Below are 23,402 nucleotides of genomic sequence, written 5' to 3'. Positions count from 1 at the left end.
CCCTCCACCGCCGGGCTCGCCAAGCGGAACAGCACCCCGAACATTTACCGGAGCCTGGTTCCGTTTGCTTATGATGCCAGAGCGGCGGCCCGGCGGCCAAACCACCCATGGCCCAGTGCGGAATCGAGCGCGAGGTACTGCCCGTGGCCGACACCCGCCCGTGCCGCTCGACCCGTCACCGCGGCGCCGCTGACGAATCCGGTGCCACCCCCGTACGGGCGCGCGTGAGCACGGCGACCGCTTCCCGCGGATCGTCCGCGTGGAACCGGAGCGTACGGGCGACGCCCCTGCGCCCGAGGGGCCGTACGAACGTCACCGGCTCCGTCAGCTCCACCGTCACCGTCGTCTGGCCGCCCACCGCGAGGTCGAGCACCCCGTCCGGGCCCAGCCGCACCAGCCGTGCGTCCGGATAGCGCCGGTCCACCCGGGCCGCGGCGATGGCGGCGGCCGGAACCCGCAGGTCGAACAGCGCGCCGTAGCGGATGCGCAGCGAGCCGTCGGATCCCACGACATGCGGCCGGACCACACAGGCCGCGTGCAGCGCGAGGACCAGCACCACCCCGTACACATCGACGACGAGCGTGATGGCGTGCACCACCGGCCACGGGACCAGCAGGGCCAGCGCCACCGTCTCGATGACCGACACGAAGACCATCCCGTACAACATGGCCGTCTGGGGCCCGGTGTAGGCGACGGCCAGCGCCCCCTCCGGGATTTGGTGGCGGCGGCGCAGCGCCCACATCCCGAGGCTGTGCAGGGCCCGGGCCTCGTGGCGGAGGAGTTGGCGCGCGATCAGCGGGACCCGGCTCATGACGCCCTCCTGTCGAGTCGTGCGGTCAGCCGCTCCATCACCCGGCGCACCACCTCGGCCTGGGCGGGCGAGTAGTCGTCGAGCAGTGCCTGCTCGAAGCCGGTCGCCGCCGGGCCGCCATCGGGGAAGGCCGCCAGCATCTCGTCCGGTACGGCGGCCGACAGCTCATCGGCCAGCGGCGCGACCCGGGGATCGTCCGCCGCGGCCTCCTCCAGTTCATCCAGCCGCTCGTACAGCGCGAGCACGGCGGGGTTGTCGGCCAGCGGCCGCAGCGCCGCGTACACCGCGTCCCCGCCGATCACCCCCTCGAGCAGCATCAGGTGCTCTCGGTCCTTGGCGGCGGTCGGCGAGGAGGTGGCGGGCGCCACCTTCAGCAGCTCGATGAGCGCGGGCGAGAGCGGCGCGTCCGGGGTGAGCGGGCCGTCCAGCAGTGTGGCCAGCACCGCGCGGCGCCGCTGGATCTCGCGTTCCTGACGGGCGAGATCGGCATCCAGCTCGCCCAGCACCTCGGCCAGCTCACGCCCGGCGTCATCCGCGAGGACGTCCCGCACCTCGTCCAGGGCGAGCCCGAGCTCGGTCAGCCGCCGGATCCGGGCCAGCAGAACGGCGTCCCTGAGGGTGTAGACCCGGTATCCATTGGCACGCCGCCGGGGCTCGGGCAGCAGACCGATGTGGTGGTAGTGGCGCACGGTCCGGGATGTGACTCCGACGAGCGCGGCGATTTCTCCGATGCGCATGCGGCCAGTAGAAACCCTGCCGCCACGACAAGGTCAAGCGCGTCCGTCCGGCGGTGACCCGTGTAGGGAGCAACGGGACGGTAGCGTAAGGAGGTCCCCATTCGGTCAGCTGTGGTGAGAGCGCATATCCGGGAACGGTGAGGAAGCCTTATGCGGCATGAGATCAGCCCCGAGTCCATCCTTGAGGTCGGGCTCGGCTTCATGGCGTCGAAGGCGCTGCTCACCGCGGTGGAACTGGATCTCTTCTCCCTGCTCGCCGAAAACCCCCGCACCGGCGGTGACGTGGCCGGGGCGCTCGGACTGCACCCGCGCGGCGCCGGCGACTTCCTCGACGCGCTGGTGGCCCTCGGTTTCCTGGAGCGGTCCGAGGGCGTGTACCGCAACAGCCCGTCCGCCGACACCTTTCTCGACCGCAAGAAGGCCACGTACGCGGGCGGCATCCTGGAAATGGCCAACAGCCGGCTGTATCCCTTCTGGGGGTCGCTCACCGAGGCGCTGCGAACCGGGCAGCCGCAGAACGAGCACAAGGACGGCGGCGATGTCTTCGACGCCATCTACCACGACCAGGAAGGGCTCGAGCGATTCCTGCACGGAATGACCGGGCTCAGCATGGGCAAGGCGATGGTGATAGCCGAGCGGTTCCCGTGGGCCGACTACCGGACGGTGCTGGACGTCGGGGGAGCGGTGGGCTGCGTCCCGGTGGCGGTGGCCCAGCGCCACCCCCATATGAGCGGCGGAGTCTTCGAACTGCCCCAAGTGCGGCCCGAGTTCGAGAAGTACGTGGCGTCCTTCGGCCTGGAGGACCGGCTCACCTTCCACGGCGGCGACCTCTTCACCGATGACCTGCCCGGCGCCGATGTGATCGTGCTGGGCCAGATGCTGCACGGCTGGGGCCTGGAGGGGAAGCGGCTGCTGCTGAAGAAGGCGTACGACGCGCTGCCCGCCGGGGGAGCGGTCCTCGTCTACGACGCCATCATCGACGACGACCGCAGGGAGAACACCTTCGGGCTGCTGGCCAGCTTGAACATGCTCCTCGAGACCCGGTCCGGCTTCGAGTACACGGCCGCCGACGGCCGTGCGTGGCTGGCGGAGACGGGGTTCAGCGGCAGCCGGATCGAACCGCTGACGGACGGCTACTCCATGCTGGTGGGCATCAAATAGCGACGACGACCACCTGGCCGCCGCCCGGCCTTCGGGCGTGTCCGGTGGTCTTTCCCCTTCCCGCCCCTTCCCGTTACCAGGGGCTGGGGCGAGGCCCTCCATGCGGCGGAGCGGCATGGCGATGCTGCGGCGGAGGAGGAGCAGCCCGCCGACAGGCGTCACGATCCGCCGGAGACCCCTGATGAGAAGCTGTAGCGCAGGATCCGGCCCACGTCCCGGAAGCCGGGCAGACGCGCCATCACCCGCATGCTCATCCGGCCGGTGGTCGGCATCTTCTCCACCCCCGGCATGTCCACGCTGCGCACCGCGTCGAGGCAGGTCAGCCCCGGGTGCCAGGTCTCGACCTCATGGGGGTCGTCCAAGCCCCAGTGGAGCGTGGCGCCCGCGTTGCGCACCGCGGGGACCATCTTCTGGAGCCGGATGCCCAGTGGCCCGTAGACGTCGAAGAGCAGCTGGCCGCTGGGGAACCGCTCGGTGATCCGCTGGATCAGCCGCTTGCCCTCCTCCTTGCGCAGATACATCGTCAGCCCCTCGGCGACGACCACGGTGGGCCGGTCGTCGGGCACCTCGCGCAGCCATGCCCCATCGGTCACCGAGGCGCCGACCATCTCGTAGTTCCCCGACGGCTCGGGGAGCAGCCGTCGGCGCAGATCGATCACATCGGGGTAGTCGATGTCGAGCCAGCGCACCGATGACGGCGGGTCGAGGCGCTGTACCCGGGTGTCGAGACCGCATGCGAGATGGAGCACGGTCGCCTTCTGATGCCCGGCCAGGAATTCCACGGCCCAGTCGTCGAGCTGTTTCGCCCGCAGGGCGATGCCGACCGCCGTCGTGTCCGTCATCCCCGTCTTGGCGAAGTCGTAGGCCACGCGCTCCACGGCCTCCTGGGCCGCGTGGTCATGCAGGACGGAGTCCGGTGAACGGCTGTCCACCGCCCTGCCGTACAGCGTGGCGAGCAAGGTCTCCTGAGCGCCGCTGAGAGTGATCTTTTCGCGATCCATGGTTCCTCATCGATGTGGGGGTAACCGGACGGACCATTCCGTACTGATATGCAACGAACATAAGGGTATGCAACGAAATGGGAAGAACCCGTGTCCGTACGGTCCCACGTTCCCCCCGGTGAAAGCGACCGGCCTCTGGGCCATTCGAGTCCAACCGGCCAACATCGGGTGGCCGGGTGCACGGGTGGATGGGCGCACGGGGGGCGGTGGCGTCAGTGGCCCTCGCCGTCGTCCCGCGTCAGCCACAGATCGGGGCCGAAGACCTCGTAGTGGATCGCGGAGGGGTGCACCCCCCGCTCCAGCAGTTGGATCCGCACCGACCGCATGAAGGGCATCGGACCGCACAGATACGCCTGGACGCCGTCCGGGACCTCGATACCGGACAGGTCGACGCGGCCGGTGCGCTCGACCGGCCAGTCGCCCTCGGGGCGCTCGTACCACGTATGGGCGGTGCCCCGCGCCAGCTTGGTGACCAGCCGCTCCTGGTCGGCGCGCAGCGCGTGGTCGGCGGGGGAGCGGTCGGCGTGAACGGCGATGACCGGGGCCCGGTGTCCGGTGGCCGTCAGCTCCTCCAGCATGGCCACCATCGGGGTGCAGCCGATTCCGGCGGAGGCGAGCAGCAGCGGTGTGTCCGTGCCGTCGAGCACGACGTCGCCGCAGGGCGCGGAGACGGTGAGCTCATCGCCCGCGTGGACGTGGTCATGCAGCCTGCCGGAGACCTCACCGGCCGGGCCCAGGCCCGTGTCCTCGCGCTTGACGGAGAAGGACCACACGGTGGCGCCGGGGCCGTTGGTCAGGCTGTACTGGCGGATCTGCCGTGCCCCGTCGGCCAGTTCCACCCGCACCGAGACATACTGGCCCGCCCTGAACGCGGGGGCGGGACGGCCGTCCGCCGGCTGGATCCGGAAGGTGACCACGTCGGCCGTCTCCCGGACCCGCTCGACCACCCGCCACCGCCGCCAGGACCCGCCGACCAGCACACCCCGCTCCGCGTACAGCCGCCGCTCGATCTCGATCAGGGCGTTGGCCATCAGCCAGTAGACCTCGTCCCAGGCGGCGGTCACCTCCTCGGTGGCCGCGCCGCCCAGCACCTCCACGATGGCGGCGGACAGATGACGGTGTACCACCGGATACTGCGCGGGGCTCACCCCGAGCGAGGCGTGCTTGTGGGCGATGCGGTTCAGCAGGGCGTCGGGGCTGGTCCCCGGCCGCTCCACCAGGGCGGTGGCGAACGCGGCGATCGCGCCCGCGAGGGCCTGCCGTTGGGTGCCCGCGGCCTGGTGAGCCCGGTTGAACAGATTCCGCAGCAGCTCGGGATGGGCCTCGAAGAGCTTCCGGTAGAACAGCTCGGTGATGGTGCCGATGGCCTCACCGACGGCGGGAAGCGTGGCGCGGACGGTCTCGGCGGACTTCTGGGAGAGCATGAGCGGACCTAACTGGTATCTAAGATTCGCATTCAACGGCAGGGGTGAACCGGGCATGGTGACCTCCGTGTCGGCACGGCGCGGCTCGGCGGGGACGGGTCCGGACTCGGTAACCCGGACGGCGGCCTTACGGGGACAGTCCGGGTGCGCGCCCGACCAGCCCCAGCAGCACCGGACCGGTCGGGGACGCCACCAGATCGTCGACCGTTAGGGGATCGAGCGAGCCGAAGAACGCCTCCTGCGCCCGGCGCAGCGCCATCCGCAGCCGGCACCCCTGCCGCAGCGGACACGGCACATCCCCCTCGCAGTCGACGACATCGCCGACCCCCTCGAGGTCCCGGACCAGCTGACCGACGGAGGCTGTGCGCCCGGTCGCGGTGAGCGTCAGCCCGCCGCCCCGCCCGCGCCGTGTCTCGATCAGGCCCAGGTGCTGCAGCCTGGCCGCCACCTTGGCCAGGTGGGTGTAGGGCACCCGCATCTCCCCGGCGATCTGGCGGGCGGTGCAGGGCTCGGTGCCGGTGACCGCCAGCCGCATGACGGTGCGGAGCGCCAGGTCCGTTGACTTTGTCAGCCGCATGGCGGGAGATTACGTTAATGCGAATCTGAGATGCAATTTATAGGGGTGGGTTCCGGCCGCCCATGGGGGCGTGTCCCGGCCGCTTGCGTACGGGTGGGTGCCCCAGTCGCTTAGGCATGGGTGTTCCGGCCGCCGCGCCGGTCAGGCTTCGCCCGGCGGCTGCCCGCGCAGTGCCCGCGTCACCGACCAGGCGACGGACACCATGGGCACGGCCACCACCGCCCCGACCACCCCCGCCACGATGCTCCCGGCGATGACCGAGATCGCCACCACCACCGGATGGAGCCGGACCGCCCAGCTCATCACCAGCGGATGCAGGACATGGCCCTCGAACTGACCGACCGCCACGATCAGCAGCAGCACCACGGCCGCGATGGCCGGACCCCGCCCGGCCAGGGCCACCACCGTCGCCACCGCCAGCGCGATCGGCGAGCCGATCAGCGGGACGAACGTGGCGAAGAAGACCAGCAGCGTCAGCGGCAGCGCCAGCGGCACCCGCAGCAGGAACAGGGCGATGCCGACCAGCGCCGCGTTGGACGCCGCCACGACGATGATGCCCCGGGTGTACCCCGCGAAGGTGGTCCACGCCGCCCGCGCCGCGCGGTCCCACGGGGACCGGGCGCGCTCGGGGAGCTGGCCCCGGAACCACAGCCACATCCGGTCGCCGGAATGGATGAAGAAGATCGAGCAGAACAGGGCGAGGAACACCGCCGTACCCGCCTCCACGACCCGCCCCGCACTGCTGAGCGCCCTGCTGATCAGCGTCTCGCGGTGCCGTGTCACAAAGTCGGTGACCTTGTCGTGGGCCCCGGACAGCACCCCGTGCCGGACATGGAACGGCGGCCCCTCCAGCCACCGCTCGATCCGGCCGATCCCGCCGCGCAACTCCCCCACCAGCCTGCCCGCCTCCCCCGCCGCCGCGTTGCCCACCAGCGCCAGCAGCCCCAACACCGCGAACAGCGTGCCGAACACCGCCAGCGCCACCGCCAGCGGCCTGGGGCACACCCGCGTCAGCAGATCGGCCAGCGGCCGCAGCAGGGCGGTGGCCACCAGCGCCAGGAACACCGCGATCGCGACGAGCTCGAACCGTCCCAGCACCGTGAACACCAGATAGACGGCCAGCCCGATGAGCATCAGCCGCCATGCGTACGCGGCGGCCAGCCGCAGCCCGGGATGGACCTGTGTGCTCTCGTCCCCCGCCCGCCGCACCGCCGCCGCCAGGGCCGCGGAGCCGGAGCGGCGAGCCCGCGCCACCGCCCGCGAGGCCCGCCCCGACGGCCCGCCCGTCACACCGCGCCGAGGGCGTACGCCCCGTCCTCCCGGCCGCTCGGGCGGGGGAGGAGAGTCGCTGCTCACGTGGGCGCCACCGCCTTCTGGTCCCGGTCCTGCGCGGCAGAAGAGGATGGTGATTCATCCCTCTACGTACAGATTCAATCAGGGCGGCCGTCCGGGCGCCGGGCACCTCTCCCGGCGCGGCGGCTGTCCACTCCCCGGCGCGGTGGCCGTCCTCTTCCCGGCGTGGTGGCCCACTGTCTGCCCGCGCGGCGGCCGTCCGCGCCCCCTGCCGTTCCGCATCCGTGCCCGCCTAAGATCGCCCTGGTCACCGCCCGCCAAGGCACTCTGCAAGGAGCCGCTCGTGACATACGACATCACCGCCGTCCGCGCACAGTTCCCCGCACTGAAGGCCGGGTCGGCCCACTTCGACGGCCCGGGAGGCACCCAGACCCCGCTCCCCGTCATCGAGGCCGTCTCCGACGCGCTGGCCAACCCCCTGTCCAACCGCGGCCGCCGCACCGCCGGGGAGCGCAACGCCGAGGCCCTGGTCCGGGCGGCCCGGCAGGCCATGGCCGATCTGCTCGGCGCCGACCCGGCCGGGACCGTCTTCGGGCGCAGCGCCACCGCCCTCATCTACGACTTCTCACGCACCCTCGCCAAGACCTGGTCGCCGGGGGACGAGGTGGTGGTGTCCCGGCTGGACCACGACGCCAACATCCGCCCCTGGATCCAGGCCGCCGAAGCCGTCGGGGCCACCGTGCGCTGGGCCGACTTCGACCCCGCCACCGGCGAGCTGACCCCCGATGACATCAGCGCCCAGCTCGGCGACCGCACCCGGCTGGTGGCGGTCACCGCCGCCTCGAACCTGATCGGCACCCGCCCGGACATCCCGGAGATCTCCCGGCGGGTGCACGCGGCCGGGGCGCTGCTCCACGTCGACGGGGTGCACTACGCCGCCCACTCCCACGTCGACGTCCCGAGGCTCGGAGCGGACTTCTTCGTCTGCTCCCCCTACAAGTTCTTCGGCCCCCACCTCGGCGTCCTGGCGGCCAGCCCCGCCCTCCTTGAGACCCTGACCCCGGACAAGCTGCTCCCCTCGACGAACGCCGTTCCCGAGCGCTTCGAATTCGGCACCCTGCCCTATGAATTCCTCGCCGGGACCCGCGCCGCCGTCGACTTCCTCGCCACCTTGGACCCCGGGGCCGAAGGCAGCCGCAGGGAGCGGCTGGCATCGTCGTTCACGGCCCTCGAAGAGCACGAGGCCACGCTGCGCGGGCGCATCGACGAGGGCCTGGCCGCCCTGGACCCGATCACCATCCACTCCCGGGCCGCGGACCGCACTCCGACCGTGCTGCTGACCATCGACGGCCGTGACACCACCGACGCCCACCGCCATCTCGCCGGGCGCGGCGTGGACGCCCCCGCCGGCTCGTTCTACGCGGTGGAGGCATCCCGCAGGCTGGGCCTGGGCGACAGCGGAGGGCTGCGCATCGGCCTGGCGCCCTACACCAGCGGCGAGGACGTGGACCGGCTGCTGGAGGCGCTTTCGGACTTCCTGCACACTCCGGCCCCGCGCGGCTGACCCATCCGGCGCCGACCGGCCCCGCGCGGCTGATCCATCCGGCGCCGACCCGCCCACCGGCTCTCCCCTCCCGCGCTCCCGGCGCGCGCTGACGCGCGTCCCTCCGCGGGTGGTGGTGTTCGCCCGGATGTTCCCGTAGGGGCGGTATTGGGGCCGGGCGGTGCGGCGGGCAGGCTCGTGGGTGCTGTGCCTGTTCCGTACGGGGAGGGGTTCCCTTTGGCCGGTGTGTTGCCGCGCGGCGATCGGCTGCCGTCGTTGACGGGGCTTCGCTTTCTGCTGGCCGGTGTGGTGTTGGCGGGGCATGTGCTGACGCTGGGCAGATTCTTCGCGGACAGGGACGTCTATGAGGCCGCCGACACCTCGTCCATGGCGAGCGCGGCGGCGGTCTCCTCCTTCTTCCTGCTCAGCGGCTTCGTCCTGGCGTGGAACGCCTCCCCTGCCGACACCGCGGTCCGGTTCTGGCGCCGCCGGCTGGTGAAGATCCTCCCCAACCACGTGGTGACCTGGTCACTGATGATGGGGCTGCTCATGGCGACGGGCACCGCCGCGCTGCTTCCGGTGCCGGACCCGGGCCCGGGGGAGGCGGTCCGGAATCTGCTGCTGGTGCACGCCTGGGTGCCGGACATGGCCGACTTCAGCAGCGTCAATCCGGTGACCTGGTCCATCTCCTGCGAGGCGTTCTTCTACCTCCTCTTTCCCCTGCTGATCCGGCCGGTGCGGGCACTACCGGAACGGCTGCTCCGGCCGGTGATCGCGCTCGTGGCGGTGCTGGTGGTGACGATGCCGCTGGTGGCGATGGCCGTCACCGACCGGGCCGCGCCCGGGAGTTGGTCGCCGCTCTCCACGGAGCGCTGGTGGCTGATCTACTTCTTCCCGCCGGTGCGGCTGCTGGAGTTCATCCTCGGACTTGTGCTCGCCCGGGCGGTCCAGCTCGGCCGCTGGCCGACGCTGCGCCCGCGGTGGCCGCTGCTCGCCCTGGCGGGGGTCTTCGCGGCACGGACGGAGCTGCCGGAGGAGTACCTGTGGGGAGCCGCGACCTGTCTGCCGATGGCAGCCCTCATCCCGGCCATCGCCACCCGTGATCTCGAGGGGCGGGAGAGCTGGCTCGGACGCCGTGGCCTGGTCCTGCTGGGCGAGGCGTCCTTCGCGCTGTACATGGTCCACTTCCCGCTGCTGTACGAGATCCGGGTGCTGCTGGACCGGCGGACGTTCGACACCGTGACCGCCGCGCTGTTGTCCGTGCTGGTGTCGGTGTTCTGTGTGGCGGTGTCGCTGCTGCTGTGGCGCGGTGTCGAGGCGCCGGTGATGCGCCGCTTCGCCCGCCCCCGCGGCCGTTCCGTACCCACCGCCGGGCCCGCGCCCGGCGACCGGAGCGCGCCCCTGCCCCAGCAGGACCCCGCGCCGTAAACGGGTGGCCCGGTCGTGTGCGGCCGCTCAGTCCGGCGACGTGGCCACGCGCACGCGGTGGCTTTCGCCGTCGGAGAGGAACGACGTCGTGGACCGGCGTATCGGCCCGATCGAGCAGCAACTGGCGGGCGAGCGTGGCCCGGCCAAGCGCCCGGTGGTCGAGAACGGTCATACCCGAATGCGCCCTTCCCTTCGGCTTCTTCGGCTTCTTCGGCTTCTTGGGTTCCTTGGGTTCCGGAGCCGCGCCGGTGGCGGGTGCCACCGGCGCGGCTCCGCTGAGATCGGTCAGCGTCAGCCGGACTTCCGCCCGTCGAGTGATTCGCGGATGATGTCCGCGTGCCCGGCGTGCTGGGCGGTCTCGGCGATGACGTGCAGCAGCACCCGGCGCACGCTGTGCGCCGCGCCCGGCTCGTTCCAGGGCGCCTCGGGCAGCGGGTGGGTCGCCGACAGGTCGGGGACGGCGGTGATGATCTCCTCGCTCCGGGCGGCGACCTCCTCATAGCGCCGGAGGATCCCGGCCAGCGTCTCACCGGGCAGCATCTGGAAGGCGTTCTGGTTGTCGATCGCCCACTGCGGGATCTCCCGTGCGGTACCGGCCGCGAGGTCGGCCCAGGTGACACCCTCGGGCAGGTCGTAACGCAGCGCCGACGGGCCTTCGAGGACGAAGCGCAGCCATCCTTCCTCGATGGCCGCGACGTGCTCGATCAGCCCGCCCAGGCACAGCGTGCTGACCGTCGGGCGTTCGCCCGCCTGCTTGTCGTCGAGCCCGTCCACCGTCTTGGTCAGGGCGGATCGTGCGGCGGCGAGTTCGGCGAGCAGGTCGGCCCGCTCGCCGTCGAGAGGGGTGGCGGGCGTGGTGGTGGCGGTCACGGTCATGGGGTCCTTCGGTCGTTCTCGTTGGCTGACGAGGACAACCGTCGCAGGGGTAGCGGACAGGTTATGGCCGCTTCTCGGGGCAGAATCGGTGTCATGCCGAAGACATCAGCGCGACTGCTGTCACTGCTCTCCCTGCTCCAGGCGCGCCGGGACTGGCCGGGCCAGCTGCTGGCCGAGCGGCTGGACGTCAGCCCGCGCACCGTACGCCGCGATGTCGACCGGCTGCGCGAGCTCGGCTATCCCGTCGTGGCCGCCAAGGGCCCCGACGGGGGCTATCGGCTCGGCGCCGGGTCGGACCTGCCGCCGCTGCTGTTCGATGACGACCAGGCCGTGGCCCTCGCCGTGGCGCTGCAGACCGCCACCGTCACCGGAGCGGGGATCGAGGAGGCGGCGGCGCGTGCGCTGAGCACCGTGCGGCAGGTGATGCCCGCGCGGCTGCGCCATCGCATCGACGCCCTCCAGGTCACCGCCGTCGACGGTGCGGGTACCCGGCCGAATCCGCGGGTCGGCGCGCGGGTGCTCATGACCCTCAGCGCGGCCGTCCGCGCCCGCGAGGTGCTGCGCTTCGACCACACCCCCGTGTCCGCACCGGATGCCTCCGGCGCCGACCCCGCCGCCACGCCGCCGCGCCGGGTGGAGCCACACCACCTCGTCACCCGGGGCGGGCGCTGGTACCTGGTCGCCTGGGACCTCGACCGCGACGACTGGCGCACCTTCCGCGTCGACCGGATCACCCCGCGCACGCCCACCGGGCCCCGCTTCACCCCGCGCGCCGTACCCGGAGGGGACGTGGCCGCCTTCGTGGCGAGCAGGTTCCGGGGCTCCGACGGCCCGGGCGGCTGGCCGTGCCGGGGCGAGGTCATCCTCGCCCTGCCCGCCTCCGTGGTGTCCACCTACGCCCGGGACGGAGTCGTCGAGGAACTGGGCCCGGACCGCTGCAGGCTCGTCCTGGGCGCGTGGTCATGGCCCGGACTGGCCGCCGCCATCGGCAGGTTCGACGCCGACATCGAGGTCATCGGGCCGCCCGCGCTGGGGGAGGCCTTCGGCCACCTGGCCCGCCGCTTCACCGACGCCGCGGCCGGGGCGCCCAGCGGGTCCACCACGCCACCGCCCCCGGGCCGCTGAACACCGCGTGCCGCACACCGTTCCTCAGGGCGCGGCGTCGAGATCCACCTCAAGGTTCTCGGTCTCGGTCCAGAACCCCTCGTCCGCGTCCTGCAGCCGGGACGCCGCATGCCTCAGGTGGAGCAGTGCGGCATCGCGCGCCGCCTCGGCGTCGTGGGCCTCGATGGCGGCCAGGATGGCGTGGTGCTCCTGCCGGACCGCTTCGAGGAAGTCGCCGCGGCGCGCCTCGTTCGCACGCGTGACGCGGATTCCGCCGCGCAGCACCTCGCCGAGGTAGCGCAGCGTGGAGAGCATCACCGCGTTCCCGGTCGATTCGGCGACGGAGCGGTGGAAGGCGAGATCCTCGTCCACGCCGTCGCCACCGGCCGCCACCGCCGTGTCGATGGCCGCCAGGGCCTGGCGCATCCGGACGAGGTCGGCCGGGGTGGCCCGGGTGGCTGCGAGGTAGGCCGCCTCGCCCTCGATGGGGCGGCGCACCTCCACGATCTGCCGCACCTTGGACTTGGTGTCCTCGGCGGCCTCGGCCTCCAGGTCCAGCGGCCGGGTGCGGTGCGGCATCACGAACACGCCGAGCCCCTGACGCGGTTCGACCAGGCCCGCGCTGCGCAGCCGGGACACGGCCTCGCGTACGACGGTCCGGCTGACGCCCAGCTGCTTGACCAGCTCCACCTCGGTCGGGAGCTTGTCACCCTCGGCCAGCCGTCCGGACTCGATCTCTTCCGAGAGTATCGCCGCGACCCGATCCGCGAGCCGCACGGGACCGCTCACCTTGGAGAACATGGTCTTCAGTTTATCGGCACCTCCCTGGTCGCCCCGGCCGCGCTTTCCCCCGCCCTTCCCTTCCCGCTACCAGGGGCTTCGCCCCTGGACCCCGGTGTCCACGACCGCGTCGGCGTGGTCTTCGGCGTAGGCGCGCACCACCGAGGCGAAATCCGGGTCGGGGGCCAGCCCGAGCGCCGCGGCGCGCGCGTTGTCGAACACGGCGGGCCATGAGCCCACGATGGCCTCGACGTCGGGGTCGGGCGCGATCGTCACCAGGTCGGCGACGGCGTCGCCCGCCACCTGCCGCAGCGTGCCCAGCATGTCGGCGACCGAGACCGTGAGCGCCGGAAGGTTGACCGGCAGCCCGCCGTCGATCCGGCCGGGACCGGCGCCGCGCTCGGCCTCCGCGACGCGGAGGACGCCCTCGACCGTGCGCCGTGGCGAGGCCAGGGCCACCCGCAGATCGAGGTGGACCGGGCAGGTGGCCGGGAGGCCCGCGAGCGGTTCGCGGATGATGCCGGACAGAAAGCCGGAGGCCGCCGCGTTCGGCTTGCCCGGCCGTACCGACACGGTCATCAGCCGGGCGACGCGCCCGTCCACGAAACCGCGGCGGTTGTAGTCCGCGATCAACTGCTCGCAGACGAGCTTCTGGACGCCGTAACTCGACCGCGGTGTGGGCAGGGTCGACTCGCTGACGACCGGCGGCAGCGGCAGCGCGGGATCGGCACCGTAGACGGCCACGCTGCTGGAGAAGACCACCCGCGCCACCGGCCCGCCGGCGGCCGACTGGGCCCGCGCGGCCTCCAGCACCGCGCGTGTGGTGTCCACATTGGCACGCATACCGAGGTCGAAGTCGGCCTCGCACTCGGCCGAGACCGCGGAGGCGAGGTGGATCAGCACATCCACCGGCTCCGCGAACACCGCGTCGAGACGGTCGGCCAGATCGCCCTGGACGATGTCCACGAGAGGGTCGTCCGCCGCCGGACCGGGCGGCACCACGCGGTCGGCCAGCACCAGCCGGTCGATGGGCGCACCGCGGAACGTCCGTGTGGTGAGCAGCACGTCGGCGACCCGCTGCCCCAGGAAGCCGGAGCCACCCGTGATGACGATCCTCATGCGTTGTCTCCTCGGTGGTCGTGTCGCCAGCCAAGCCCCTCGCTCGTACCGGCGCGGGGGATGTACTCACAGCCGATCCACCCGTCGAAGCCCAGGTCGTCGATGACACCGAACAGATGGCGGATGTTGAGCTCGCCCCGGTCGGGCTCATGGCGATCGGGCACGCCCGCGATCTGCAGATGGCCGACCCGGCCGGTCGGCAGGTCACGGCGCAGGGTCGTGGTGAGGTCGCCCTCCACGATCTGGCAGTGGTAGAGGTCGAGTTGCACCTTGAGGTTCGGGGCCGCCACCTCCCGTACCACGCCGTGTGCTTCGGACTGCCGGTTGAGGAAGTAGCCGGGCATATCACGGCCGTTGATCGGCTCGATCAGGATGTCGACGCCCGCCGCGGCGGCCCGTTCCGCGGCCCAGGCGAGGTTGGCCAGATAGGTGGCGCGGTGCCGTGCCGCATCGCCCGGCCCCACCAGGCCGGCCATCACATGCACCCGCGGGCAGCCGAGCTCCGCCGCGTACTCCAGCGCCCGGCCGATCCCGGAGCGCACCTCCGCCTCGCGTCCGGGCAGTGCCGCGATCCCGCGCTCCCCGGACTCCCAGTCACCGGGGGGCGCGTTGCAGAGCACCTGCCTCAGGCCGTGGTCATCGAGTCTGCGTCGCAGTTCGGCGGCGTCGTACGGGTAGGGGAAGAGGTACTCGACGGCCTCGAAGCCATCCGCCGACGCCGCGGCGAAGCGGTCGAGGAAGTCGTGTTCGGTGTACATCATGGACAGGTTCGCGGCGAACCTCGGCATGCTGGCTCCTGCGTTCGGGCCGGGAGTCCCGGTCAGCGGTTGACGACCTGCTTCTCGGCGGTGAGCACCGCGGCGGCGCCCACGACCAGGGTGAGGGCCAGGACGTACATCGGTATCGACGCCGAGCCGGTGGCGTCCTTGAGCGCGCCGATCATGTACGGGCTGACGAAACCGGCGAGGTTGCCCACCGAGTTGATGAGGGCGAGGCCCGCCGCGGCCGCGGTGCCGCCGAGGAACGCGGTGGGGAGCGACCAGAACAGCGGAGCGCAGGTCAGCACCCCGGCAGCGGCCACGGACAGCGCGGTCAGGGACAGCGCGGTCGACCCGTTCCACACGGCGGACAGCGAGAATCCGACGGCGCCCATCAGGCTCGGGATGACCAGGTGCCAGCGGCGCTCGCGGCGCTTGTCCGCCGAGCGGCCGAACAGGTTCATCGCGATGAGCGCGGCCACGAACGGCACGGCGCTGAGCACACCGATCGTCACATTGCCCTCGATGCCGGTGGACTCGACGAACGTGGGCATCCAGAAGGTCAAAGCGTACTGACCCATGACGAAGCAGAAGTAGATGAGGCACATCAGCCACACCTTGGGCTCACGGAAGGCGTCCCGTACCCGGCCGTGCACCGTCTGGTGCGCGCTGTCGTCGGCGACCGCCCGCTCGACGACGGCCTTCTCCTCATCGGTCAGCCACTTCGCGTCCCGTACGCCGTCGTCCAGGTAGAAGAGCGTGATGACACCGACGAGGAGTGCGGGGACCGCCTCCAGCAGGAACATCCACTGCCAGCCCTGCCAGCCGTTCACCCCGTGGAAGGTGTCCATGATCCAGCCGGAGAGCGGATTGCCGAAGATGCCCGCCACCGGGATGGCCGACATGAACATCGCGATCACCCGGGCCCGGCGGTGCGAGGGGAACCAGTAGGTGCAGTAGAGGATCACCCCGGGGTAGAACCCCGCCTCGGCGGCACCGAGCAGAAACCTCAGCACATAGAACGTCACCTCGTTGGTGACGAACATGAACGCCGCCGAGACCAGGCCCCAGCTGATCATGATGCGGGCGATCCAGGTACGGGCCCCGACGCGTTGCAGCACCAGGTTCGAGGGCACCTCCAGAAGGAAGTAGCCGATGAAGAACAGGCCCGCCCCCAGCCCGTACGCCGCCTCACTGAACCCGAGGTCATCGGACATCTGGAGCTTCGCGAAGCCGACGTTGACCCGGTCCAGGTAGGAGGCCACGTAGCACAGGATGAGGAAGGGGACGATGCGGCGTATGACCTTGCGGTAGACGGTGTTCTCGCGGGCGAGCGCGGGCGTCTCGGCCGCCACTGCGGGCATGGGCATGACGGAATCCTTCTGCGGCTCAGGGATTCTGCGAGGGGGACGGGGGAGAGGGAGCGGGGGAGCGATGTGTCACCAAGCGGCGCCGAACGCGGTCCTCAGTTCGTCGATCGCATCGGTGGTGAGAGGCCTGGGCCGACGGTCGGTCAGGAGCCAGAGGCGTGCCGTCTCCTCGAGTTCTTCGAGGACGGCGAGGGCGGCGGCCGCGTTCGGACCCCAGACCACCGGGCCGAGCCGGTCGAGCAGCACGGCCCTGATCGGCGTGTGGCCCGCCAGGTGATCGGCGATCCGGGCGGTCACCAGGTCGGCCACGCGCGGGTCGCCGGGCCGGTGGTAGGGGATGAGCGGGACGTGCCCCACCTTCATCACGAAGTACGGCGTGATGGGCGGGAGTACGTCGTCCTGGCTCCACACCCCGGCCAGGGTGAGCGCGACCAGGTGGGTGGAGTGGGTGTGGATGATGAACCGGGCCGTGGGGTCGGCCGCGCAGATGCGCCGGTGGAGCGTCAGGGTCTTGCTCGCGCGGTCGCCCGCGCGCTGCTCACCCTGGGCGTCGACCAGCGCGAGGCGGTCGCGCTCGAGGAAGCCCAGGGCGGCGTCGGTGGGGGTGATCAGATGACTGTCGCCGATCCGGGCGCTGATGTTCCCGGCGCTGGCGTGCACATAGCCCCGGTTGAACAGGCTGGTGCCCACCCGGACGATCTCATCGCGCGCCTCGTCCACTGCGGTGTCAAGGAGCCCGGTCATGAGATCTCCCGGTCGAGCAGGGCGAAGGCGTCGGTGAAGAACGCGGGGCCACCGAAGTTGCCGGACTTCAGCGCGATGTGGAGCGTGTCCCCGCCGGGCAGCGCCGCCGCGCACCAGGGCACACCGGGGTCGATCTGCGGTCCGACGTGCAGTCCGGTGATGCCGAGTGCCCGGACGACCGCCCCCGAGGTCTCGCCGCCCGCGACGACGAGTTGGCGCACACCGCGCTGCACCAGGCCGTCGGCCACGCGGGCCAGGGTCCGCTCCACCAGCTCGCCCGCCTCGGCGGCGCCGAGCCGGGCCTGGACGGTGCGGACCGCTTCGGGCGCCCCGGTGGAGTAGAAGAGGACGGGCCCGTCTTCCAGCTGGGACTCGGCGAAGGCGAGGGCTTGGCCGGACACGTCCTCACCGGCCGCGACCCGCAGCGGATCCACGCTGAACGCGCGACGGCCGGTGCGCAGGAACTCCTTGACCTGCTGGTTGGTGGCGGCGGAGACCGACCCCGAGATGACCGCCCGGTGACCGCCGGGCACCGGCAGCTGCGCGGCGGCGCGGGACGGTGTGAACCCCCAGTTCGCCGGCAGCCCGATGGCCAGGCCCGAACCGGCGGTCACCAGGGGCATCCCCCGGACCGCCGCGCCGAGGCGCACCAGGTCGTCGTTGGAGACGGCGTCGGCGATGGCGATTCCGGCACCCTGTTCGCGCAGTTCGCCGATCCGGGTCCGGATCGCCGTGGCATCGCGGCCGACCACCGTGTGGTCGATCAGGCCGACCGCCCGTGTGGTCTGTGCGCCGAGGACCGAGACCAGATTGGGATCGGTCATCGGGGTGAGCGGGTGGTGGCGCATACCGCTCTCGCTGAGCAGCACATCGCCGACGAAGAGATGGCCCTTGAAGACCGTGCGTCCGTTGTCGGGGAACGCGGGTGTGGCAATGGTGAAGTCGCTGCCGAGCGCGTCCATCAGGGCCTCGGTGACCGGTCCGATATTGCCGGCGGGTGTCGAGTCGAAGGTGGAGCAGTACTTGAAGTAGATCTGCTCGGCGCCCGTGGAGCGCAGCCAGTCGAGGGCCCGCAGCGACGCGTCGACGGCGTCGGCGACCGGAACCGTCCGCGACTTGAGCGCGATGACCACGGCGTCCGCGTCCACCGGCCGCTCGGCGCCGGGCGGCGGTACGTCGATCAGCTGGACCACGCGCATGCCCGCCCGCACCAGGTTGTTGGCCAGGTCGGTGGCGCCGGTGAAGTCGTCGGCGATGCAGCCGAGCCGGATGCCCATCAGGACCCCACCGGCCGGGGCAGATCGATCCCGGGGAAGATCTTGATGACCGCGCTGTCGTCCTCGGAGCCCAGACCGGACGCCGACGCCTGGAGGAACATCTGGTGGGCGGTGGCGGCCAGGGGGAGCGGAAACCTCTCCGGCCGCGCGGAGTCGAGGACGAGCCCCAGGTCCTTGACGAAGATGTCGACCGCGGAGAGCGGTGTGTAATCACCGGCGAGCACATGCGCCATCCGGTTCTCGAACATCCACGAGTTGCCCGCGCTGTGCGTGATGACCTCGTACAGCGCTTCGGCCGGGACACCGGCCCTCAGGCCCAGCGCCATCGCCTCGGCGGCCGCGGCGATGTGCACACCCGCGAGCAGCTGGTTCACGATCTTGACCTTCGAGCCGAGGCCGGGTTGCTCGCCCAGGCGGTAGACGGTGCCGCTCATGGCCTCCAGCACCGGGTCGGCGACCGCGTACGCCTCGGCGGGGCCCGACGTCATCATGGTCAGCTCACCGGCCGCCGCACGCGCGGCGCCACCGGAGATGGGGGCGTCCAGGTAGAGCACACCGCGCTCGGCCAGCCGCCCGCCGAGCTCCGCGGACCAGCCCGGGTCGACCGTGGAGCACATCACGAAGACGGCCCCCGGACGGAGCCGGTCGGCGGCCCCGTCGGCGCCGAACAGCACCGACTCCACCTGCGCCGCGCTGACCACGACACTGACCACGACCTCCGCGTCGGCCGAGGCCGCCAGATCGCCGGGGGAGGCGTACGCCGTTCCGCCGTCGCGGGCGAAGCCCTCGGCCACCTCCGTCCGCAGATCGTGGACCCCGACGTCATAGCCCGCCGTGCGCAGGCTGTGTGCCATGCCGAGCCCCATGGCCCCGAGGCCCACCACGCCCACGCCCGGCCGCACCGGCCTGTCCTGGTCGCTCATGCCCCTCCTTGTCGTTGCTGTGCTGATGGGGTCGTTGCTGTGCTTGCTGGGGGCGCCGCCGCCCCTTGCGGCCCAGGCCGCCTGCGGCGATCGGGTCATATGATGACCTGAAGACACCGCGCCCGCATACTGTGACGTCCGCCACAAGGGGCAAGGGTATATGCCTGGTTTGGTGACTTCTGGGGGGAATGGGTGGTATCCCGCAGGGAGATGCCAGGCATAAGCAATTCGGGATTTCTGGCGCGCCATGCGGTGGCTAGCGTGAACCCGACGCCGAGAATGGTGGATTCGAGAAAGTGGGTGGATCGGGGGAGTGGGATGCGGCTGCTCGTGAAGCGGTCAACCGGTCGGGCAAAAGGGTAGATCGCCGTTCCGAACGCGTGCGCGGCATTTCTAACCCGCGGGTCCCGGGACCGCTCCCGAGCAGACGCCGCGAGGGCTGTGCCGCACGGCGCGGCATCACCGTAATGACCCGGCCCTGGTCACCCCCACCCGATCCGGGCGGCGACCGGCAGATGATCGCTGCCGGTGGCGGGCAGGGTGCGGATACGGCCGACGGTTGCCGAGCGGGCCATGACCTGGTCGATCCTGGCCAGCGGGAAGCCCGCGGGGAAGCTGAAGGCGAAGCCCCGGTCCGCCATGTTCATCCGCGAGGTCAGCGGTGCCAGCCCACGGTCGTCGACCGTGCCGTTGAGGTCGCCCAGCAGGATCACCCGATCGCGACTCTCGGCGGCGATGGCCTCGCCCAGCAGACCGGCGCTCTCATCACGCCAGGAGGACGCGAGGCCACTCGCCCGGATGCGCACCGACGGCAGATGCGCGACATACGCCGCGACCGCGCCGTGCGGTGTGTGGACGGTGGTCCGCAGTCCGCGGTGCCACCCCTCCGCGATCCCCCGGGGTTTGATGTCCAACGGCCGGGCACCGGTGAGCGGATGCTTCGACCAGAGTCCGACGGTGCCCCGGACGGCGTGGTACGGATAGTCCGGGGCGAGCGCCTTCTCGTAGACCGGCAGCGCCGTGGGCACCAGTTCCTCCAGCGCGATGAGATCCGGCCCGGCGTCGGCGAGCGCGCGGGCCGTACCCGCCGGATCGGCGTTCTCATCGCTGACGTTGTGCTGCACCACCACCAGATCACCCGGGCCGGGCTCCGCCCCGGGCAGGAACAGCCCGCCGAAGAGATGGGTCCACGCCGCCACCGGCAGCAGCAGCGCCACCAGCGCGAGGGCCGAGCGGCGCAGCAGCGCCAGGACGAGCAGCACCACGACCACCACACCGAGCCACGGCAGGAACGCCTCCAGCAAACTGCCCATGTGCCAGGCGGAGTTGGGCACCGCCCGGTGGAACGCCAGCAGCCCGGCCGTCAGCACCGCCAGCACGGCGAGCACTCGCCCCCGGGCCCAGGGCGCCCGGCCCCGCGCGTCCCCCGCCGCGGCGCCCCACCGGGCCCACCGCACCAGCCAGCGCCCGGCCCGCCGGGGCGCCCCCGCCCGGCCCGGCGCCGTCGTACCGCTGTCCACCCGCTCCACCATGGCTTCCCATCCGTGTGACTCCGCCACCCAAGACGGGCCACCGGGCGCATCGGTTTCCGCTCAAGGCGGATCGCGGTGGTTGTGGCAGTGGCCGTCCCGTACACCGGCACGGACGACGACCACGCTCTACGAGGAGTTGCGGCGGGTCACCGCGCCAGGGCCCGGGCCACCGTGACCGCCTGCCCGGCGTAGCCGCGGCCGAACAGCACGGCGTGCACCAGCAGCGGGAAGAGCTGGTGCACACCGACGCGGTCGGCCCAGCCCTCGGCGAGCGGTGCCACCTCCTGGTAGCCGTCCAGCACCCGGTCCAGGTGCGGGCAGCCGAACAGGTGGAGCATCGCCAGATCGGTCTCCCGGTGGCCGCCGTGCGCGGCCGGATCGATCAGCCACACCTGCCCGTCGGTCCCCCACAGGACGTTGCCGTTCCACAGATCGCCGTGCAGCCTGGCGGGTGGCTCGGCGGGTCCGGCCAGCTCGGGCAGCCGCTCACAGGCGAGCTCGATCACCTCGGCCTCGCCGTGGCGGACCGTGCCGTCGTCGACGGCGCGCCGCAGATAGGGCAGCACCCGGTGTTCGGCGTACCAGCGCGGCCAGTCGGGGCCCGTGACGTTGCGCATCGGGGCCATGCCGATGTACGCGTCCGTGGGGCCGCCGGGCGGCGGGGCGCCGAACGCGGGTGCGCCGGCGGTGTGCAGGGCGGCCAGGCCGCGGCCGAACCGGGCCGCCGCCCGGGCGCCCGGCCGCCCGACCGGCACCCGGTCGGTGACCAGCCAGTGCCGGTCGTGGCCGTGCACCGCCGGGACGCTGACCGTACCGGCGTCGGCCAGCCAGCGCAGCCCCGCCGCCTCGGCCTCCACCGCGCCCGGATCGTCACCCCTTTTCACCATCACCGACTGCCCGCCGTCCAGGGTGACTTCGGTGAGCGTGGCGGACAGCGGCCGTCGGCGGGTCGCCGGACGGCCGGTGAGGCGGGCCGCCGCGGCACCGGGGTCCTCGCCGGACCCGGCCCCGGCACGGCCGCTCATGCGGCGATGCGCTCGCGCACCCAGGCCAGCAGGCCGGGCACCGAGGCTTCGATCATGGCCAGCACCTCGTCGAACCCCTCCGGGCCGCCGTAGTACGGGTCGGGTACGTCCAGATCGCCGGTGGCGTCCGGGTCGAAGGACCGCAGCAACCTGACCCGGGACGGGTCCTCGACCAGTCGGCGCAGCGCCTTCTCGTGGCCGCGGTCCAGCGCCAGGAACAGCTCGGCGTCCCGGTGCTCGGCGCCGATCTGGGCCGCGACGTGCCCGACCGGGTAGCCATGCCGCACCAGCAGCTCCCCGGCCCGTTCGTCGATGGGCTCACCGGCGTGCCAGGGGCCGATACCGGCGCTGCTGACCCTTACCGCGCCGTCGAGTCCCGCCCGGCGCAGATGCTCGGCGAAGACCAGCGCGGCGGACGGCGACCGGCAGATGTTCCCGCTGCAGACGAAGCAGATGTGCACGGCCACCAGGGTAGGGCCTGGCCCCGCGGTGCCGCAGGGGGCGGGCCGCCCGGGGACGTCCCCGGATCACCCCGCCCACGGCGTGTCCACGGGCGGTGTCCGGAGCCACCCCACGCCGCCGGTGCTCTCATCGGGCCTCAGCTCCAGCATGTGGCCACCGGGCCGGTCCGAGGCCCGCGCATCGCGCTCACCCGCTGCTCGGCGAGGCCGGGGCCCTCGGTGTCGTCCATGCCGTCTCTTCCCGTTGTACCGGACGGGGCCCGCCGTCAGGCGCTCCGGCCCGCGAACGGACCCCCGGCGGCGAAGGCCAGCGCGGCGAAGCGTTCCCCGATGCGGCGGTGGGTGGCCGCGTCCGGGTGGAGCTCGTCGGGCAGCGGCAGCTCGACGGCGTCGGCCTCGCCGTAGAGGTCGCGTCCGTCGAGGTAGTGGAGGTGGGGGTCATCGGCCGCCCGCTGCTTGACGATCCGGGACAGCTCATCCCGGATGACGCCGAGCGTCAGCTTCCCTGCGGCGCGCTCGGCGGGGTCGCCGGTGGCCAGGAACCGCAGCTTTCCGGAGCTGAGCGCGTCGAAGTCGAAGGACGCCGGGCCGGGGGTGTCCTCGTGGATGGGGCACAGGATGGCGGAGACGACCAGCAGTGGTGTGGTGGGATGCCCCTCGCGGATCGTGTCGAGAAAGCCGTGCACCGCCGGGCCGAAGGCGCGCAGCCGCATCAGATCGGCGTTGACCAGATTGACGCCGATCTTGACGCTGATCAGGTCGGCGGGGGTGTCCCGCATCGTCCGTGCGGTGAACGGGTCGAGCAGGGCGCTGCCGCCCAGGCCCAGGTTGATCAGTTCCACGCCGCCGAGGGAGGCGGCGAGCGCGGGCCAGATGGCGGTGGGGCTCGCGGCGTCGGAGCCATGGCTGATCGAACTGCCGTGGTGCAGCCACACCCTGCGGCCCCGGTCCGGTACGGGCTCGACGGGGGCGTCGGTGCGCAGGGCGACGAGTTCGGTGGTCTCGTTGTGCGGCAGCCAGATCTCGACGTCCTTGACATTGTCGGGGAGGTCGGCGAAGCGGAGGGTGCCGACCGGCCCGGGGTGGCTCTCGACGGTCCCGGTGGCCATGTCGATCGCCAGGGTGTTGCCGCCGGTCACCGTGGACTGGGCGGTCAGACGGCCGTCGATCAGCAGGTCGTAGACGCCGTCCGGGCGGGGCGGGGCGCCCGCGTAGGCCCGCTTGGTGGGCAGCGTGTCCAGTTCGACGGCGGTGGCCCGGGTCCGGAAGACCAGCCGTACGCCGGACGGCTGGGCCTCCACCATGGCGAGCTGCGCGTCGGCGCACTGGGCGCGGGCCCAGGCGGGCAGCCGGTGTGGCAGCAGCCCGTGCGTGGTGCGCTCCAGGTCGAGGGCGCCGCGCAGGATGTCGGCGGTGATGGGGGTGGTGATCCAGTGGTGCTCGGTGGTGTGCATGGGG

At 72.1% G+C, this 23,402-nt stretch carries 22 protein-coding genes; 4 read left to right on the top strand and 18 right to left on the bottom strand.

From position 1 onward, the window contains the following. Window positions 1-175 precede the first annotated feature (175 nt). Both VT50_RS34115 and VT50_RS34110 read right to left on the bottom strand, forming a co-directional pair. A complete protein-coding gene (locus VT50_RS34115; protein WP_046086368.1) occupies window positions 176-811 on the bottom strand; it encodes a hypothetical protein in 636 nt (211 codons plus the stop codon). Then, entirely contained in the window at window positions 808-1,548 is a 741-nt protein-coding gene (locus VT50_RS34110; protein ID WP_046086369.1) for a MerR family transcriptional regulator, read from the bottom strand. Before VT50_RS34110 ends, VT50_RS34115 begins: the two co-directional genes overlap by 4 nt. Window positions 1,549-1,698: 150 nt before the next feature. On the opposite strand from VT50_RS34110, the gene VT50_RS34105 reads away from it, so the two are divergent. Next, window positions 1,699-2,709, top strand: a complete 1,011-nt coding sequence (locus VT50_RS34105) for a methyltransferase (RefSeq protein WP_046086370.1) — start codon at window positions 1,699-1,701, stop codon at window positions 2,707-2,709. A 158-nt stretch (window positions 2,710-2,867) separates the two neighbouring features. Here the strand turns inward: VT50_RS34105 and VT50_RS34100 are convergent, their stop codons facing one another. The 4 genes from VT50_RS34100 to VT50_RS34085 form a co-directional block, all read right to left on the bottom strand. Further along, window positions 2,868-3,710, bottom strand: coding sequence for a class I SAM-dependent methyltransferase (locus VT50_RS34100; RefSeq protein WP_046086371.1), 843 nt, complete (start codon window positions 3,708-3,710; stop codon window positions 2,868-2,870). A gap of 212 nt (window positions 3,711-3,922) precedes the next feature. Continuing rightward, window positions 3,923-5,191, bottom strand: coding sequence for a globin domain-containing protein (locus VT50_RS34095; RefSeq protein WP_075200351.1), 1,269 nt, complete (start codon window positions 5,189-5,191; stop codon window positions 3,923-3,925). A gap of 70 nt (window positions 5,192-5,261) precedes the next feature. Beyond that, a complete protein-coding gene (locus VT50_RS34090) occupies window positions 5,262-5,711 on the bottom strand; it encodes an RrF2 family transcriptional regulator (protein WP_046086373.1) in 450 nt (149 codons plus the stop codon). 141 nt (window positions 5,712-5,852) lie between these two features. Next, the gene (locus VT50_RS34085; protein WP_206269527.1) at window positions 5,853-6,965 is read right to left on the bottom strand and encodes an AI-2E family transporter; all 1,113 of its coding nucleotides are present in this window, start codon (window positions 6,963-6,965) and stop codon (window positions 5,853-5,855) included. A gap of 382 nt (window positions 6,966-7,347) precedes the next feature. Here VT50_RS34085 and VT50_RS34080 point away from each other — a divergent pair, with 382 nt between their 5' ends. Both VT50_RS34080 and VT50_RS34075 read left to right on the top strand, forming a co-directional pair. Beyond that, window positions 7,348-8,568 (top strand): cysteine desulfurase-like protein, encoded by a 1,221-nt coding sequence (locus VT50_RS34080; RefSeq protein WP_046086375.1) that lies wholly within the window; start codon window positions 7,348-7,350, stop codon window positions 8,566-8,568. A gap of 225 nt (window positions 8,569-8,793) precedes the next feature. Next, window positions 8,794-9,975, top strand: a complete 1,182-nt coding sequence (locus VT50_RS34075; RefSeq protein ID WP_240529422.1) for an acyltransferase family protein — start codon at window positions 8,794-8,796, stop codon at window positions 9,973-9,975. 291 nt (window positions 9,976-10,266) lie between these two features. Here the strand turns inward: VT50_RS34075 and VT50_RS34070 are convergent, their stop codons facing one another. Further along, window positions 10,267-10,845, bottom strand: a complete 579-nt coding sequence (locus VT50_RS34070) for a DinB family protein (RefSeq protein ID WP_206269531.1) — start codon at window positions 10,843-10,845, stop codon at window positions 10,267-10,269. Between the two features lie 99 nt (window positions 10,846-10,944). On the opposite strand from VT50_RS34070, the gene VT50_RS34065 reads away from it, so the two are divergent. Then, window positions 10,945-11,976: a helix-turn-helix transcriptional regulator gene (locus VT50_RS34065; RefSeq protein WP_046086378.1), complete on the top strand. Its 1,032-nt coding sequence runs from the start codon at window positions 10,945-10,947 to the stop codon at window positions 11,974-11,976. A 24-nt stretch (window positions 11,977-12,000) separates the two neighbouring features. Here the strand turns inward: VT50_RS34065 and VT50_RS34060 are convergent, their stop codons facing one another. From VT50_RS34060 to VT50_RS34010, 11 genes are all read right to left on the bottom strand, one after another. After that, a complete protein-coding gene (locus VT50_RS34060; RefSeq protein ID WP_046086379.1) occupies window positions 12,001-12,756 on the bottom strand; it encodes a FadR/GntR family transcriptional regulator in 756 nt (251 codons plus the stop codon). A gap of 66 nt (window positions 12,757-12,822) precedes the next feature. Further along, the gene (gene denD / locus VT50_RS34055; protein WP_046086380.1) at window positions 12,823-13,854 is read right to left on the bottom strand and encodes a D-erythronate dehydrogenase; all 1,032 of its coding nucleotides are present in this window, start codon (window positions 13,852-13,854) and stop codon (window positions 12,823-12,825) included. Next, the gene (gene otnI, locus VT50_RS34050) at window positions 13,851-14,642 is read right to left on the bottom strand and encodes a 2-oxo-tetronate isomerase (protein WP_046086381.1); all 792 of its coding nucleotides are present in this window, start codon (window positions 14,640-14,642) and stop codon (window positions 13,851-13,853) included. The genes denD and otnI overlap by 4 nt, the downstream gene beginning before the upstream one ends. A 32-nt stretch (window positions 14,643-14,674) precedes the next feature. Continuing rightward, complete coding sequence (locus tag VT50_RS34045; protein ID WP_206269526.1) at window positions 14,675-15,982, bottom strand: MFS transporter; 1,308 nt, start codon at window positions 15,980-15,982, stop codon at window positions 14,675-14,677. A 69-nt stretch (window positions 15,983-16,051) separates the two neighbouring features. Beyond that, window positions 16,052-16,726 carry a class II aldolase/adducin family protein gene (locus VT50_RS34040; protein ID WP_046086382.1) on the bottom strand — a complete coding sequence of 225 codons (675 nt, stop codon included), beginning with the start codon at window positions 16,724-16,726 and terminating at the stop codon, window positions 16,052-16,054. Next, complete coding sequence (gene otnK, locus VT50_RS34035) at window positions 16,723-18,003, bottom strand: 3-oxo-tetronate kinase (RefSeq protein WP_046086383.1); 1,281 nt, start codon at window positions 18,001-18,003, stop codon at window positions 16,723-16,725. Before otnK ends, VT50_RS34040 begins: the two co-directional genes overlap by 4 nt. Beyond that, a complete protein-coding gene (ltnD, locus tag VT50_RS34030; protein WP_046086384.1) occupies window positions 18,003-18,926 on the bottom strand; it encodes an L-threonate dehydrogenase in 924 nt (307 codons plus the stop codon). Before ltnD ends, otnK begins: the two co-directional genes overlap by 1 nt. A 482-nt stretch (window positions 18,927-19,408) precedes the next feature. After that, window positions 19,409-20,314 carry an endonuclease/exonuclease/phosphatase family protein gene (locus VT50_RS34025; RefSeq protein WP_046086412.1) on the bottom strand — a complete coding sequence of 302 codons (906 nt, stop codon included), beginning with the start codon at window positions 20,312-20,314 and terminating at the stop codon, window positions 19,409-19,411. A gap of 290 nt (window positions 20,315-20,604) precedes the next feature. Continuing rightward, complete coding sequence (locus tag VT50_RS34020; RefSeq protein WP_046086385.1) at window positions 20,605-21,483, bottom strand: fructosamine kinase family protein; 879 nt, start codon at window positions 21,481-21,483, stop codon at window positions 20,605-20,607. After that, on the bottom strand, window positions 21,480-21,944 hold the full coding sequence (locus tag VT50_RS34015; protein ID WP_046086386.1) for a low molecular weight protein-tyrosine-phosphatase: 465 nt from the start codon (window positions 21,942-21,944) through the stop codon (window positions 21,480-21,482). The genes VT50_RS34020 and VT50_RS34015 overlap by 4 nt, the downstream gene beginning before the upstream one ends. Window positions 21,945-22,210: 266 nt before the next feature. Further along, window positions 22,211-23,398: a GDSL-type esterase/lipase family protein gene (locus VT50_RS34010; protein WP_046086387.1), complete on the bottom strand. Its 1,188-nt coding sequence runs from the start codon at window positions 23,396-23,398 to the stop codon at window positions 22,211-22,213. Between the last annotated feature and the right edge of the window lie 4 nt (window positions 23,399-23,402).

Origin of the sequence: Streptomyces antioxidans (assembly GCF_000968685.2) — a bacterium.
Taxonomy (GTDB): Bacteria; Actinomycetota; Actinomycetes; order Streptomycetales; family Streptomycetaceae; genus Streptomyces; species Streptomyces antioxidans.
This window is presented reverse-complemented; position numbering and strand designations above follow the sequence as displayed.